Here is a 13320-nt window from a genome sequence, read left to right as displayed (position 1 = left end):
TTGTTTTTGAAAATGAAAAAAGGAAGAAAAGAAAAGCGTGTGTGTGTCCGCCTGTCGGCGGCTGTGATGTTGATGATGTTCGTTCCTTCTTTTACTGGCCGAGGATGATGAACATCATGACTATACCGTAGATGGCGATTGACTCGACCATACCCACGATAATGAACACGCTGGACTGCATCTTTGGGTTCTCGCTGATGGCCGCAAGACCTGCTGCGCCCACAAAGCCAAGACCAAAGCCAGCGCCAAGCGCTGCCAGACCGAATGCGATACCCGCAGCGAGGAACTTGAACGCGTTGCTACTTGCGGCGGGAGCGGGCTCTGCTTCCTGCGCATAGACAGCCGGGCTTGCAAACGCAACGCCTGCAAACACAACTGCCGCGAGAATTGTCAAAAGTGAAAGTGCGCCTCTTACCTTCAGTTGCATCATTAGGGCTTTGGCATGAAAAGCCCTATTTAATAGTAACTACAGCAAAATAATGTAAATTTTACACGCAAAAACGGTGCAAGAAAATGTGTGGAGGAGGAAAGAAGAGGGGTTGTTAGACCTTTGACAGCGCCTTGCGCTTGCTCTGCGCGATCTCTTCCTTTATCCTTTGCTCCAGAGAGTCGCGCTCGGACTTTAGCTGCGCCTTGGCCTTTTCAAAGTGGTTTGATATATCATTGCTCATGTGCTTGTCGTCGCCTCTGCCTCTGCCAGCTTTTTCCTGTCAAGGACTACTTTAACCTTCTTGATCCTGACAAACTCCTCCCGCTCGCGCTCTTCAAGCGTCGCCTTGATGAAGTAGACGGCCTCCTGGTACTGCGGGATGATGATGTATTCCAGAGCGTTGATCAGTTTCTGCGTGCGCTCAAGCTCCTTTGCAAGGCTGAATATCGCGTTTTCGTACTCGGCGGCCTTGCACACGGACGGGAGCATGTTCTTTATCAGTTTCGACGCCTTGTCGACCGACGCGTTCGTCTCTATGAAGCCGTAAGAGAGGTGCTGGCTCCCCTCGCGCGTCTTTACGGTCAGGGTCGGGATCTTGACGTCGACTATTCTGCGCACGTTGACGTCTGTCTCCATCACGCTCGGAGTGGAATCAGAGATGGATTCAAGCGTGGTGGTGCCAAGCGACATGTAGGCGGTGTAGACGGCTGAATAGATCTCGCCAAGCGGGGACCAGATGTCTTCTCTGGCCTTGTTGGCCTCCTCTATCATCTCGTCGATCTTTTTCAGGAGCACTTCGCGCTTGTCGTCAAGGATCTTGTGCACCATCTTGGCTACCTGCATCGAGCGGCGTATCTTGATTAGCTCGATCTTTGTTGCAGTTACCCTTCTTGAAGACATTATTACTTGCTACCCTTGTAGTACGCCTTGATGTGCTTTTCCTTGATCTTGGTCAGCTCGGCCTCTGGGAGCGTCGACAGCACTTCCCACGCCCTTGCGAGCGTCTCGTCGAGGTTCCTGTTCTCGTCCGGAGCCTGCTTCAAAAAGTGGTTCTCGAACATGTCGCCGGCGTCCAGGTACTTCAGGTCGGTGCCGGTAAGGCCGGCGCGGCCGACGATTTCTGCCAGCGCGCGCACTTCCTGCGCCCTGGAGTAGAGGTCGTACATCTGGTTTCCCACCTCCGGGTGGTCAGGGCGCGTCTTGCCCTCGCCTACCCCGTCCTTCATGAGCCTCGACAGCGAGGACAGCACGTTCACTGGCGGATAGACGCCCTTTCTGAACAGGTCGCGGCCAAGCACTATCTGGCCCTCGGTGATGTATCCTGTAAGATCAGGGATAGGGTGCGTGATGTCGTCTGCCGGCATCGAGAGGATCGGCACCTGCGTGACAGAGCCGTTCTTGCCCTTTATCCTGCCTGCGCGCTCGTAGTTGTTTGCAAGGTCGGTGTAAAGGTAGCCAGGGTAGCCCTTTCTGCCAGGCACTTCTTCCCTTGCCGCGGAAATTTCGCGCAGCGCCTCTGCATAGTTGGTCATGTCAGTCAGTATTGCAAGCACGTGCATGCCAAGGTCAAACGCAAGGTATTCTGCCACCGTCAGCGCCACCCTTGGAGTGATGATGCGCTCGATTGCGGGGTCGTCTGCGAGATTGAGGAACAGCACGGAACGCCTGAGCGCGCCAGACTCTTCGAGACTGCGCTTGAAATACTGCGCCTCCGAGTACTGCACGCCGATTGCCGCAAACACCACGGCGAAATCCTCCTTGGTGCCCACGACGGACGCCTGGCGCGCAATCTGCGCAGCCAAGATGTTGTGGGGCATGCCAGAGCCGGAGAATATCGGCAATTTCTGGCCGCGCACTAGCGTGAGCATGCCGTCGATCACCGACACGCCTGTCTGGATGAACGACGTCGGGTATTCGCGCCTTTCAGGGTTCATTGGCTCGCCGTTGACGTCGAGGAACTTGTCGGCGATCGGCTCCGGGAGGCCGTCGTTTGGCCTGCCCAGCCCGTCAAACACCCTGCCGAGGAGCTCCTGCGACACGGGCATCTCCATGGTCTTGCCGAGGAACTTGGCCTTGGTTCCTGATACTGTAAGGCCGGTCGTCCCTTCAAAGACCTGCACGACAGCCTTGCCAAAGCCCACTTCGAGGACCTTGCCAAGCCTGCGCTCGCCTTCCGCCGTCTCGATTTCAACCAGCTCGTCAAAGGACGCCTTGGTTATGCCGTCGATAACCATCAGCGGGCCCTTGATTTCTGCTACTTTGGTATATTCAATTCCGGATGCTGTTTCAGGCAACTACTTTAACCTCCTCTGTCTTTGTGGCTGCGCCGCCCAGTTTGCGGAAGCCCTCTTCAAGCGCCTTGTCGAGGTCTGCCAGCTTTGCCAGCTGGTCTTCCGGTATGTCGAACTTGGCTTTCAGAAGCTGCGGGATTATCGGCATTGCGCGAATGTCCGCAAGCGAGACTTCTGCCTTCAACGCCTTTTGCGCCTCCTTGAAGAACTTGACCATCAACTTCACCAGCTTTACTTGTTTTTCGGGGCTGCAGTAGGTGTCGATCTTGTCAAACGAGTTCTGCTGGAGGATGCCGATTTTTATCATCCTTGCCACTTCGAGCACCAGCTTTTCCTCGTCAGGGAGTGCCTCAGGCCCGAGGAGCCTGACGATTTCCTTCAGAGTGTCTTCCCTCTGCAGGATCTGGTACGACTCGGCGCGCAGCTCGTACCAGTCGCCTGACACGTTTTCCTTCCACCATTTTGCAACATCCTCGAGGTATCCCGAGTACGACTGCATCCAGTTGATGGACGGGTAGTGACGCGAGTACGCAAGCCTCGTGTCAAGCGCCCAGAAGGTCTTGATGAACCTGATGGTATGCGTCGTCACCGGCTCGGTAAAGTCTGCGCCTGAAGGCGACACTGCGCCCACGAGCGTCACAGAGCCTGCCCGGTCTGGCGAGCCAAGGGCGCGGACGCGTCCTGCTCTTTCATAGAATTCGGCAAGCCTTGACGCAAGGTACGACGGGTAGCCTTCCTCTGCAGGCATCTCTTCAAGGCGGCCCGACATCTCACGGAGCGCCTCTGCCCACCTGCTTGTGGAATCTGCGACGAGCACGACGTCATAGCCCATGTCGCGGTAGTATTCCGCCATGGTGACTCCAGTATAGATGGACGCTTCCCTTGCCGCCACCGGCATGTTGCTCGTGTTTGCGACAAGCACGGTCCTCTCCATGAGCGGCCTGCCGGACCTCGGGTCGATGAGGTGCGGGAACTCGACGAGCACCTCTGTCATCTCGTTTCCGCGCTCGCCGCAGCCGATGTAGACCACTACTTTCGAGTCGGCCCACTTGGCAATCTGGTGCATGGTCACGGTCTTGCCCGTGCCAAAGCCTCCCGGGATTGCGCCCGTTCCGCCCTTTGCAATCGGGAAATAGGTATCAATAACGCGCTGGCCTGTCACCAGCGGGACGGTCGGGTCATAGCGCTCGGCATAAGGCCTTGGCTTGCGCACAGGCCACTTGTGGTACATTTTCAGCTGCGCCTTGTTGCCGTCCTTTTCTGTCGTGGCGATGATGTGCTCGATGTCATAGTCGCCTTCCGGCGCAATGTCAACCAGTTTTGCGCCCTTGGCGTGGTCCGGCGGGACAAGGATCTTGTTTACAAGAAGCGGCGTTTCCTCGACGGTGCCGAGGATAAAGCCCGGGCCCACCTCGTCACCCTTTTTCATCGCCGGCTTGAAATGGTATTTTTTCTTCATGTCCACCGGCGTGGTCTGGATTCCCCTGCCGATGAACGCGCCGGACTTTGCCGCAATCTCGTCAAGGGGCCTCTGGATCCCGTCGTAGATCCTGCCGATCACGCCCGGGCCCAGGAGCACGGACAGCGGCTGGCCGGTGCCGACCACCGGCTCGCCCGGCTTTAACCCTGACGTCGACTCGTACACCTGGATGAATGCGACGTCTCCTGTCAGCCTGATGACTTCTCCGATAAGTTTAGAGTCTCCGACCTCGACTGTCTCGTACATCTTTGCAGCGGACATGCCATCTGCCTTGACTGCAGGACCGCTAACCCACACAATGCGTCCTTTGGCTACCATAATCTTATTCCTCTCCTGCCTCTCCTCTCAGCATTCGTGCAATATTTTTCCTTATTAAAGGTTTGAGTCGCTCGATCCTCGAGTCAAGCGTGTTGTCAAACGACATCGTGCCGTCTGCCGATTTCACGCGGACGCCGCCGATTGCGTTTATCGGCTGGTCAGAGACCCTTGCCTTCAGTTTCGGGTTCTTTTTTGACAGGTCTGCGACTATTTTTTTCACCTGCTCGGCGTCGTTCTTGTTGCACTCGACTATTACGTCGTCAGAGCCGACGGAGGGGATGCTCTCCTCGACCACCCGGGCCAGAAGCGACCTGTAAGAGTCGTCCTTGCTGGACGAGGCAAGCCACGCCTTGGCGCGCTCAAATGCTTCGTTCACGTCGGTTTCTATCATGAGGAGCTCCTTGTTGCGCGCCGACAGCCTGCTGGAGCCCACTATCTGGCGCTTCAGGTTCTCGGCCTGTTTCTTGGCAGACTCGATTATCCTTGCGCGCTCGGCGTCAAGCTTGCTCCTTGAAGCCTCGAGGTTCTTCAGCGATTCCTGGTAAGCCGAATCAATTTGCGAGATCAACTCTGTTTCCTTTTGAGATAAAACTTTGTTTATGGTTCGCTCTAGAGCAGAATTCGAACTCATACTGGGGACTCTGCCCGTTCCTCGTGATTTTAACCTTTTGATGATGATGACGACGACGATGTTGATGACGAGTCGGCCAGGCGGTCTTCAAGAGTCCTGGCAAAGGCCCTTATGCGCCCGAGGTGGCCTCCGTCCCAGTACACCTTCTGGCAGTCTGCGCACTGCCAGAACCCCTCGTGCCGGGCAAGGACGGTCGCCGGCACCAGCCCGCCCACCTCATCCGGCCTTTTCTGTGCGAGCGCGCCGTTGCATGAGGTGCACCTTGACCCCATCCTGGAAAGGTCCGCGGAAATGCCCAGCTTTTCAAAAATGTGCGCCATGTCGTCAAGGTCGCTTGCGCCGTCCACGAGCACGCCCTGCGCTCCCCGCTTCATCATGCGCTTGAACAGCTCCTTGTCGGCGGTGAGGATTATCCTGCCCTGCTCGGCTGCGAGGCGCAGGATCTCGTTGTCGCTTGTGTCCGGCACGTACAGCGTGTCAAAGCCGAAAATGCGCAGCTTGCGGGCGACGCTTCCAAGCATCGCGTCCGCAAGGAACCTCATCATTTCGCCTCACATCATCATTATCAACAATAACATTTATGCAGATTCGGGGGTGGGCGTGGCCTCGCCGCGGCATACCTCGCAGATGAAGGTCCCCTCGTCGTACTGCAGGAGGTCGGACCACTCGCCGCATTCGTCGCAATAGCCGGACACCTTGCCCGCCGGCCTCCCAAGCTCGCCCCTGATGATCCCGGCTTTTTCCGACACCACGTCGACGAGGTCCGGGGTCACGGCAATAACGTCAGAAGCGGAAATGATGCCGACAAGGCGGCCCTTGTAGACGACGCCCAGGCGCTTGATGCCGTGCTTGCGCAAGAGGCGCGCGGCCTCGGTGATGCTCTCCTCGCTTTCAATGGTGTGCAGTTCCCGCATCACGTCGCTTGCCTTGAGCGCGCTCGGCTTGGCATCTTTTGCAACCCCCTGCGTCACGATGTCATAGTCGGTGACCAGCCCCACCGGCTTGTCCTTGTCCATTATTATGATGCTTCCTATATTTTCTGACTTCATCTTTTTTGCGACGTCGCGGACAGTGTCATGCGGGGATGCGCTGATGACAGGACTGTTCATGATGTCGCGGACGATCACGCGAGTAGTCATGTTTGCGTCGGCGTGCTCCCTGACTGGCTTTTTTACCACGTGCAATGTTGTGCGGCGGCATTTTAATTACTTTTGCTGCTACTGCCTGCGCCGCCACCCTTGGCAGCAAAGGAGATCTTGGACTGGCCTGTTGGAAGGGCGCGGACAAAGTCGTCGAGGCTGATGCGCTTTATCGTCTCTGCAAGATCATCCTCATCACCGGCGGCAGACACGAGCGCGGCCTTGGCCTTCTTGGCCGCGTTCATCGGGTCAAGCCCGCCCTGCAGGAGGACCGCGTACACAAGCGACCTCTTTTTCACGGCCTCTTCCGGCCCGCACACCAGCGCCTCCTTTTCGTTCACGAGCGCGATGCCGATCGCAAGGCGAACCTCGACGCCCTTGACATAACTGCGCTTGCCCTCTATCACGAACGAGCCCCGGGGCAGGAACTGGCCCGTGGGCGCGCCCTTCTTTATCTGCTCGGGAAAGACCCAGTAGGCGTCGGCGCTTGACAGGCCGTCCTTCCACGCCCTGCTGAACGACACGGTTGCCTGCGCGACCTGCGCAAGGGACTGCTCCACCTTGCCTTCCCTTGCAGGGGCCGCGGCATTTTTCACGATGAAAAACGGCGAGCCGTGCACCTCGGCGTGAAAGACAATGTCGTCTTCCGTCAGGTGCTTGCGCACGAGGGCCGAGTTGGACGACGCGTCGCGCCCTCCTATCGCAAGCAGGCCGTCGCTTGTCACAAACCACCGGTAGCGCTCGTACCATTCCTTTGCGGCCTGCTTTTGCACCACCATCTTTTTGTGGATGGCCGCGGTCTGGCCGCGCAGCTTCTCTATCTGCGCGAGGATCTTTGCGCGGGCCTCCTCTATCGAGGCGTTGCCCCGCTCCATCTCTTTTGCGCGGGCAAAAAGCATCGAGCCCAGTTTTGCAAGGTTCTGCTGGATCTCGATGTTTTCGCCGGCCACCTGCACGTATTTCACGCCCTTTTCTGCCACAACCGACGCCGAGTTTGCCGCAAGCACGCCCCTGATCGCGTCGTCGCTTGGGCCTGAATATGAAATCGCCATCAATTCGCCGGCGAGCTTGCGGATTGCCGCCGCTTTTTGCAGCACTTCCTCCTTGGCCTTGTTCTGCTCCGCAAGGTCGTGCTCCAGCACGGCTATCTGCCTGTCTATTTCCACGGTCCTTGAGCTGCGGCCGATGTCCAGTATCTCGTTGCTGAGCACTTCGTCAAGCGCCTCCATGTAGGTGGGCGCCTTTTTTGTCTCCAGTTTTTGGGCCTCTTCTGTGACTACCGGGAGCGCGTCCACAGGCTTGCCCTCTTGCATGATGACCACCGGCTCGTGGTTCCTGCCCGCGCTGATGTCGTCGACAAGCGACTTTATCGTGGAAAATACCCTGCCCACCTCCTCGTCTGCCAGCTGGCCTGCCTGCCTTGACGGCTCGATGCCTGCCCTCTTGGCAACCTCCTCCACGAATTTCCGGGGCATCGAAAGCCCCCTGCCTATCCAGCGCAGAACGTCCAGGTTGTTTTTTTTCGCTTCGTTGCGCAGCGCAAGCATCTGCCCAAGCGACAGCGCAAAGACGTCGACTCCCCTCTGCGGAGGAAACGCGTACCTCAGGCCGACCTTGAGCGTGCGGTGGCGCACCTCTATCGGCCGCAGTATGGCAAGTATCTGCATCTTGCCGTCGCAGATTATGATGTTGCCGTCGCCAAAAAACTCGCACACCACAATCCGCGCCTGCCCATCCAGCCGGCGCAGCCTTAACGTGGCGATGCGCTCGCTCCCGGCCTGCTCCACCGATTCCACGCGAGCTCGCTCCAGCTCCGCTATGGCCGCCCGCTCTAGCGAATTGTCCTCCACCGGCTTGAACTTTAGTTTTGTAATCCAGATGCCCCTTGTCGACAGTACCAGCATGATGTCTTCCTGCGTCGGGTGGTGGAGGCGCAAAAGGAGCGAGTCCTTGGTCACTGCGTTTACCGCCGAGATGTAGTGCCCGGAGGTCACCCTGGCGCCTATCTCGTTTACAAGGTAGCGCAGCTCGACCCCGGAAAGCTCCATGGTCAGTCATAAAGCGGGTGCGACAATATTAGTCCTCGGATGCACGTATTCCAAGCAAGCAATGCTTAAATTAATTCGGGACGTGGTTCTCCCCTGTGTCAGGTAGTGGCAGCGGCGGCGACGACAAGAACCCTGCAAGCATAATCGGCAGGGTGTACGCGGTGAGCACGCTCCTTGCGGTGATAATCGCGGTGCCGGCTATAGTCGTGGCCGTAATCACGCACTTTGTGTTCAAGACCGAAATCGTCGTGACGCTTGCCGCGTCGCTCATCGCGCTTTTCGTATCGATGGGATTTGGAATCAGGCTTGCCAAGCGATTTGCAAGGGCGCCCCAAAAAGACGGCGGCGCGTGAGGCGGCTAAATTTATTTACGATGTTGCATAATTCCCTCTCATGATGAACGAGAGTGGAAATGCCATGTTCTTTGTGCGGATAAACGGCGTGCTGCCCGACGTCAGCGGGGCAGCAGCAGGGGAAGGAGGAGGAGCGCACACCTCGATCTCGGTTTTTTCAGGCGGCTTTCACCTATTGGTTGACGCCGGCGATGGGGTGGCTGACAGCGTAAAAAAGGGCGCGTCGGATCTCGGCTACAAAGAAGAGCCTGACGCAATACTGGTGACGCACGGCAGGCGGGAGCACGTAAGCGACCTTGCCTCTTTTTCCGGCAAGATATTCTGCACGAGCGAATGCGCAGGCCAGATTGCAAAAGAACTGCCGCAGGTCGACAAGTCGCGCTTTGCGACTGTTGTTGTCCCCGGCCAGCCTTTTGAGGCAGGCCCGTTTTCCATAGTGCCGGTGGCGGCAGACAACGCCGGCGACAGCCCGGGTTTTCCCGGCTCTGTCATCTATGTGATCAGGGCCGGCGACAGGAAGGTAATTGCAGGATGGGACTTTATCAGCCTGCAAAACGCCAGCGCCGACCTGATGTGGAACCCGGACCTTGCAGTGCTTGGCACGGAGACGTACAACGATCACCCCTCTACAGGGATCATCTCTGTCACGCAGGCGTACCACCTGGTCAAGACCTGGAACGCCAAGGACTGCTACGTCCTCCACTACAGCGGCGAAAAGGACAAGGAAGACGCCAAGAACCAGTGGCACCGCGGGCCGGCAGGGCCGCTGTCCCCGGAGGAGCTGCAAAAGACAGTAGACAGCTATTTGCGCATGGCAGGGCAGGATAACAAAATCAGCATCAAAGTCGCGCGGCAGGGGATGGTGTGGAGGCCCGCTGCTGGTACTACCGTCGAAAGCGCGGCGGAAGATGACGACAGCAGCCCTGTTGGAAACAAGATCGAGATCGAGGCGCTGGAGAAATACGTGTTTGGCATTGAAAAAATGCCTGGCAACAGGCTGATGTTCGTGCTGGAAGACAGCATAAGCAGGCAGGAAAGCGAGTTTGTCAACCCAAGACGCAAGGACAGCGACGGCAGCTCGCTGCATGCAGACGCGATAAAGAGCATGATGATGAAGGGGCCCGAGCTGGACCTGACGATATCCGGCACGACCGTGAAGACGAGCATCATAAAGGGCAAAAAGCCGTTGTTTGCCGGCGACATACGCGTGAGCGAGCGCGACGCGAAAAAGCTGTCAAGGTACATCCGGGAGAATTTCTAGATCTGGAAAAATGGTCATATAGCTGAAGGCCGCAGTTTCATTTGTAATGGCCTTCAGCCTGAAACGTGTCGCGATGCAGCTGTGCACATGCACGTGGATAGAGATAATGACCGGCGCGGGAATAACGCTGTACCTGCTGCTTTACCTGCAGGACCAAACCCTTGCCGCGGTCACGGTTGCGGCGTTTGGCCCGCTCATCGGCTTTCACTTTGCCATCGACAGGATAAAGCCGGGAAAAGACGGGTGGAAGAAGAGGGAAAACAATAACAGGATAGTAAAGATAAGGTCGCTTTCAGGACATACAATGCTGCCTTGATTTTGAGCAGGAGCTCAGTGTCAGTTGGAGTTTTATGCCGCAGGCTGTGAAAAATTATGATGCAGGTATTTCAACCCTATGGTTCTCTGAACCTATAGAAACCAAGAACGCCGTTCCTCAGCATCATTGAAACGACAATTCCGCCTACTGCCAAAACGGCCAGGGTCAGCGAACCAAATTCAGGTATTATTTTGGTTCCGATAATTTTTACGTTCCACGTTCCAGTAGGATTAGCTTGACCTTCGTACGGAAGGTTGATTTCCAGAGTTCTAGCGCCACTGCTTAATTTGGTTTCGTTGAATTGAACTTGTCTGTCATTTGCGAAAACCGTGAAAGGCATGTCACCAGCATCGCCTTGGGAATCAATTATATCTCTAGGTAGAGAAATAGTAAGCTTGCTCGTCTTGGTGGAATTAACTACATGCAACGCCAATGATTTTTCTTGAACGTTAGCAGTAATGTTGGTCAAAAGGCCACTTTCAATGGTATAATCAATTGGATGGCTCTTGCCCTCTATCGTCAGAATGTATGGATGAGCTATGATCATGAATAATGTTACCGAGTTGTGCCCGCCGTAGGTCGCTATTGCTCTGTATTCGCCGGTGATGCGAAGAGCACTTGAAACATCAAGATTATAGCTATAGCTTCCATTTTCTGACAGTGGTACTATTGCAGATGTCTTTCCTCCTAGAGGATCGATAATCTCTATTGATACTGAATTGCTTGGGAGCTGCACCTGATTGACCCGCCCCGAAATTATAACTGTCTCATTCGAGACATAGACGGATTTGTCCGTCATCACGACTATCGGTTGTGGTGGTGGAGGTCCTGTTGAGATATCTTGCGCAAACGACATCGGAATGCTTCCGATGAAAAGAATGATAGAAAACAAAATAATATGATAGTAACTACGATTATGCAATAATTTCCAATAAGTTTTTCCTATATTTTTGTCTTATGGAAGCTATCTGTAGCTGTACGTCCCAAAAAATTGGCATATGCAGCTATAATGCCACTATAAGTATCTTCCTGATTATTATTATCTTATTTTTATATCTATAATTACTCTAGTCACCAATGATGGAGTCTCTGAGAACGTTATCCATCACTTTGGGAATCGCTACAATGCTGGTTCTTTCCTTTGGCCTACAGCCAGCATTGGCGCCCCTTGTACAGAATGCAACCGCGGCAACAACTCAACAGGGAGAACAGATGGCAGCATCACATCCAAAAGAGGATTTAGTCTTGGAACCAACTACGCCACAGCCAGGAATTCCAGTGCCTGCCAACGCGATTGCCACACCCGAAGGAGGATACGTAACTATTCCTCACATGACGGACGATAACGGCAAGCCTCTGAACATCAAGTATGAAGCTGGCATAAAAGGCACGGGTGGAGAAATTGTTCCAGTATGTCGTGGTCCTACTGCGGGACTATATCAGGAAGGAGCAAACTGGGCAACAACATCTAATTCACAAACTATTGGATATGAAGAGACTTGGCAGATGCCTACAGGCTCTGTTACTGGAACGAGTGTAGGATTCTTCTACAATCCGGTGAACTTCTACTATCCTGCTTCCGGGACGAACTATGACTTCTTCCAAGTAGATTTCGGAACTGGCAATAACTTAGGCTCGCGCACAGGCTGGCTAATGACATATTCGTATGTGGATTCGATGGGAGTAAGACAATATCCATTTACAACCATTCCGGCAACCGTATCAGCTGGTTCGAATTACAAAGTTGATGCGATGCTTCAACCATTTCCAATGGCGAATCCTTCTTCATACGTGGTGCAGATCACGTTGGGGTCCAATTCATGGTTGTACAGCCAACCACTTGGATATAATCCAACTCTGGGCTCAGTCAACACCTTCCACACCTACCAAGACCAATGGCTCTTATCTTCAGGTTCCTCGACCCTATCAGCTGATTCAAACAGCAGTCCAAAAGTGATCAAAGATGTCAGTGGATCGCTAGTGTACGATGCATCGTTGGTGACAGGAAAGACACTATGGGACAACCTTAACACAGCAGCTACTACATCCCAGACAAGAGACATACTTTCGCCATCAACATCAGGCACTACTTCATTCACTGATCCGCGTGAATGCAACACCTTTAGCTAGGACGCATATTGGATTGAGCAGATGCTCATCCTTCCTTTTTTAAACTCTTTCTAATAGTTGGACAGAAAACATCACGATATATCTCATCTCATATTTGTGGGATAACAGAGGTCAGGCCGCAAGAAGCCTCTGGTGTCCTGCTGACTCGATCATCGGATGGCAAGAGTAGCAGCGGCCGCACTTTATGCAGGTGTGCGGAGTCCTCTTGGCGCAAACGGTACAGGACCTGTACAAACTTTTCAGAGCCGACAGGTATTCGTGCATGTGTATGGCTGCAAAGAGCCGAGCGCGCAATAAAAGCAATAGAGCACCGCGGGGAGAGGGGGGGGGAGGGGCAGCAGTGAAAGAAGAAAGAGAGAGAAGAAAACCGCGTGAAGGCAAGGTTGCTTTCAGGCCAAAGCTCGTAGCCTCAGAACACCAATTCGTCGACAGAGATGACCCGGGCGCAGTAGCGGCATTTCAGCACCAGCTTTTCCTTGTCGATGACGTCGATCTTGGACCTTATTTCCTCGCCCGAGTTTGTTATGCATTTCAGGTTGGGGCACTTGAAGATGCCGGAGATGGAATCAGGGAGCTGGATCTTGCGCTTTTCCACCAGCTTGTAGTCTTTGATGATATTGATGGTCGCCCTTGGCGCGATGAGGGCGAGCTTGTTGGTCTCGCTTGTCTCAAGGTAGCGATTCTCGACCTTGATGATGTCCTTCTTGCCGTGCTTGCTTGAAGGGACGTTCAGCGCCACGGTCACCACGTTTCCCTCCCTGCCGGTGATTGCAAGCGCGGTGAGAACAAGGAGAGCCTTGCCGCTTTCGATGTGGTCGATGACGGTCCCGTCCTTTATCCTGCGGACGAGGAGCTGGCTTGCCTCGGACATGTACGGAGAAGCTCTGGCGGCGGATGATATATCAGCATATCGATGCACATGT

Annotated in this window: 15 protein-coding genes; 4 read left to right on the top strand and 11 right to left on the bottom strand. The window is 54.9% G+C overall.

Translation table 11 applies throughout. From position 1 onward, the window contains the following. Positions 1-91: 91 nt before the first annotated feature. The 9 genes from NVIE_RS11005 to rqcH form a co-directional block, all read right to left on the bottom strand. Positions 92-430, bottom strand: a complete 339-nt coding sequence (locus tag NVIE_RS11005) for an ATP synthase subunit C (RefSeq protein WP_227717355.1) — start codon at positions 428-430, stop codon at positions 92-94. 112 nt (positions 431-542) lie between these two features. Further along, a complete protein-coding gene (locus NVIE_RS16155) occupies positions 543-671 on the bottom strand; it encodes a hypothetical protein (RefSeq protein WP_258914120.1) in 129 nt (42 codons plus the stop codon). Further along, positions 668-1330: a V-type ATP synthase subunit D gene (locus tag NVIE_RS11000; protein ID WP_075055289.1), complete on the bottom strand. Its 663-nt coding sequence runs from the start codon at positions 1328-1330 to the stop codon at positions 668-670. Before NVIE_RS11000 ends, NVIE_RS16155 begins: the two co-directional genes overlap by 4 nt. A gap of 2 nt (positions 1331-1332) precedes the next feature. Next, positions 1333-2724: a V-type ATP synthase subunit B gene (locus tag NVIE_RS10995; protein ID WP_075055288.1), complete on the bottom strand. Its 1392-nt coding sequence runs from the start codon at positions 2722-2724 to the stop codon at positions 1333-1335. Continuing rightward, positions 2717-4519, bottom strand: a complete 1803-nt coding sequence (locus NVIE_RS10990; RefSeq protein ID WP_075055287.1) for a V-type ATP synthase subunit A — start codon at positions 4517-4519, stop codon at positions 2717-2719. The genes NVIE_RS10995 and NVIE_RS10990 overlap by 8 nt, the downstream gene beginning before the upstream one ends. A 4-nt stretch (positions 4520-4523) precedes the next feature. Continuing rightward, entirely contained in the window at positions 4524-5087 is a 564-nt protein-coding gene (locus NVIE_RS10985) for a V-type ATP synthase subunit E (protein WP_158435211.1), read from the bottom strand. 92 nt (positions 5088-5179) lie between these two features. Further along, a complete protein-coding gene (locus NVIE_RS10980) occupies positions 5180-5695 on the bottom strand; it encodes a DUF5615 family PIN-like protein (RefSeq protein WP_075055285.1) in 516 nt (171 codons plus the stop codon). 33 nt (positions 5696-5728) lie between these two features. Next, on the bottom strand, positions 5729-6328 hold the full coding sequence (locus tag NVIE_RS10975; protein ID WP_144239678.1) for a CBS domain-containing protein: 600 nt from the start codon (positions 6326-6328) through the stop codon (positions 5729-5731). Positions 6329-6351: 23 nt separating this feature from the next. Then, positions 6352-8337, bottom strand: coding sequence for a ribosome rescue protein RqcH (gene rqcH, locus NVIE_RS10970; protein WP_075055284.1), 1986 nt, complete (start codon positions 8335-8337; stop codon positions 6352-6354). A 95-nt stretch (positions 8338-8432) separates the two neighbouring features. On the opposite strand from rqcH, the gene NVIE_RS10965 reads away from it, so the two are divergent. Genes NVIE_RS10965 through NVIE_RS10955 form a run of 3 tightly spaced genes read left to right on the top strand, consistent with a single transcriptional unit; the run spans position 8433 to position 10267 of the window. Next, positions 8433-8690, top strand: coding sequence for a hypothetical protein (locus tag NVIE_RS10965; RefSeq protein WP_075055283.1), 258 nt, complete (start codon positions 8433-8435; stop codon positions 8688-8690). 40 nt (positions 8691-8730) lie between these two features. Next, on the top strand, positions 8731-9951 hold the full coding sequence (locus NVIE_RS10960; protein WP_084790785.1) for an MBL fold metallo-hydrolase: 1221 nt from the start codon (positions 8731-8733) through the stop codon (positions 9949-9951). Between the two features lie 46 nt (positions 9952-9997). Continuing rightward, the gene (locus NVIE_RS10955) at positions 9998-10267 is read left to right on the top strand and encodes a hypothetical protein (RefSeq protein WP_144239677.1); all 270 of its coding nucleotides are present in this window, start codon (positions 9998-10000) and stop codon (positions 10265-10267) included. A gap of 76 nt (positions 10268-10343) precedes the next feature. Here NVIE_RS10955 and NVIE_RS10950 read toward each other — a convergent pair whose 3' ends face one another. Beyond that, positions 10344-11123, bottom strand: a complete 780-nt coding sequence (locus NVIE_RS10950; protein ID WP_144239676.1) for a hypothetical protein — start codon at positions 11121-11123, stop codon at positions 10344-10346. A gap of 221 nt (positions 11124-11344) precedes the next feature. Here NVIE_RS10950 and NVIE_RS14930 point away from each other — a divergent pair, with 221 nt between their 5' ends. Beyond that, the gene (locus NVIE_RS14930; protein ID WP_144239675.1) at positions 11345-12397 is read left to right on the top strand and encodes a hypothetical protein; all 1053 of its coding nucleotides are present in this window, start codon (positions 11345-11347) and stop codon (positions 12395-12397) included. Positions 12398-12806: 409 nt separating this feature from the next. On the opposite strand, the gene pyrI is transcribed toward NVIE_RS14930, so the two are convergent. Next, positions 12807-13268 (bottom strand): aspartate carbamoyltransferase regulatory subunit, encoded by a 462-nt coding sequence (pyrI, locus tag NVIE_RS10945; RefSeq protein ID WP_075055279.1) that lies wholly within the window; start codon positions 13266-13268, stop codon positions 12807-12809. Positions 13269-13320: the final 52 nt, after the last annotated feature.

The organism is Nitrososphaera viennensis EN76 (assembly GCF_000698785.1).
GTDB lineage: Archaea > Thermoproteota > Nitrososphaeria > Nitrososphaerales > Nitrososphaeraceae > Nitrososphaera > Nitrososphaera viennensis.
The sequence above is the reverse complement of the archived record's forward strand: the minus strand, read 5'-3'. Positions and strand labels throughout refer to the sequence as shown.